Annotated in this window: 2 protein-coding genes; both read right to left on the reverse strand. The window is 49.0% G+C overall.

The features are described from left to right. On the reverse strand, nucleotides 1–686 hold a 686-nt coding region (locus tag ACED28_RS23095; protein ID WP_371710845.1), incomplete at its 3' end, for a conjugal transfer protein TraG N-terminal domain-containing protein. A gap of 3 nt (nucleotides 687–689) precedes the next feature. Continuing rightward, nucleotides 690–1,877 (reverse strand): conjugal transfer protein TraH (locus tag ACED28_RS23100; RefSeq protein ID WP_371710846.1); only part of this gene is annotated, 1,188 nt, incomplete at its 5' end.

Consider the following 1,877-nt stretch of genomic DNA (forward strand, 5'->3'; position numbering starts at 1 on the left):
TCAAAGCGCTGCTTGATGATAGGGTAAGCTTCTTCACATCGCTTGTAGGTGCTTCGGCCGCCGCCTTCATCAAGATAAAGGGCGCGCAACGGGCTTTGCCTAACGCCGTCTAAAAAGGCAAAAATATCAGGGGCGGTAAAGAGTTCATCCCAGGTGTATTTCCCATTGATTCTCACATCCCCAATCATGCAGTTATGAAAGTAGTCTCGCCAGAGTTTTTGCAGCGCCAGCTCATTAATCCTGGATTGTCTTGAGAGCTGATACAGCTCAGAGCCAAACAACATCCCAGTACGACCATAACGCTCATCGTCGGAGGTGGTGAAAATGCCTTCCACACCTTCGGCCATCCCCACCATGATAGAAGAGAAAAAGTAAGTAGGCACGGCCACGAGGTAAGGGACATTATCCACCTTGTAAGCCTTACCCGGTTGCGTCTTATCAATGATGAGCATGTCGGCTTTCATGTTGATAAGAAACAGGGGTACGGCAAAGAACACCACCATCCATTTGATGAGGTCTTTGGGGTTACGTGACAGCATGAAGATAAACAAACTGGTGATAAGCCCCAGCATCATGCACATCTGTAAGTAATCCCCAAAGGTATTGGTTCTAAAAAAAGTGGCCAGCGCATTAAAGGCTTTGTTGACCACTTCGCCGGAAGTGTAAGTGTAATATTCGAGTATCATAGGTCAGTTCCCATAAGCCGGGGTAGGTTTGGTGGTCGTGCTGATTTCTTTTGTGCTTTGCTGCGTGGTCTTTCTTTGCGAGTCAATCAGTTGATTGCGGTTGTTGAGCGCCTCAATGGCGTTCTCGGCCAGCCCCGCGGTAAAGCGTTTGGCGTTATCGATATCACGAGTGATGAGGGCGATGTCATCCTGGCTGTTGTTGGTGTTGGCCAAGGATTGGCGGGCAACATTTAACATGCTCACGAGGTACTGATTAAGCAGCTCCACCGCTATCATTCGCGAGTAGTTGCTGGTATCGGGGGTTTGATTGGCGGATAAGTCGTCAATAAAGAACTTGAGTACCGGCGTTTGAATCAGCTCCAGAAAACCCTCTTGTTGACGCGTGAGTCTTTGGTCGGTGGCTATCTTTTGCAGTATCGATTCCAGTTGTTTGCGTATCTGGTTTTGTATGCCGTTAGTTTGACTTATGGATAAGTTATTGCGCTTGGTAATGGTAATGCACGCATCTGGGCCTGTTTTGCGACACTGATAAACGTCAGCCTTGCCCCCTTCGAGCAGCACGTTGACGAGGTTGTTGTTGTCGGTCAAAAGGCTAGGGTAATAACGCGGATTACCGTCTTTGTCGTACACGTAAGAGCCTGACAAACTCATCATGAATTGCGCTAGATTTTTGTCGGAGGACAAAAAAGCGTTATTCATGATCGCAGACCAGACCACGTTGTGATTGGTTTGGGTCATGTCTTTCAGGGCTGGATCCTTTTTGGCGTCCTTTAGCTGACCCGCTGCTTTGCCTCCTGCGCCACATTCCTGCTGCCCTTGAACCCAATCTGAGAAGGCGTTGTTTTGTGTCCCAAGCGTCGCGCAGACATGCTTTTTGGTAGCAGGAGCGGCAAAGGCGGCCAGTCCACCGATGGACGCTTGCGCGGCTTCACAAGAGTTCACCGATTGATTGAGATATTTGTCGAGCCTGGCTTGGAGATTATCCAGATTTTGCTTGAGCTGCGGTGCCCAGGTTTGCAGGGCTAAGTTGACAATAAAAGGAGGGGCATTATGAATAATGGCTTTGCCCAGTTTCACCAGTTGGTCTGAGCTGATGTGTGAAAATCCCCCCATAAACATATCAATGCCAGTGCACCCGGTACTGATGGAGGGGACAGTGACGCTGACCAACTGTGCATCGACAATTTGATT

Source organism: Vibrio sp. 1F253, from assembly GCF_041439295.1.
Lineage (GTDB): Bacteria > Pseudomonadota > Gammaproteobacteria > Enterobacterales > Vibrionaceae > Vibrio > Vibrio tasmaniensis_A.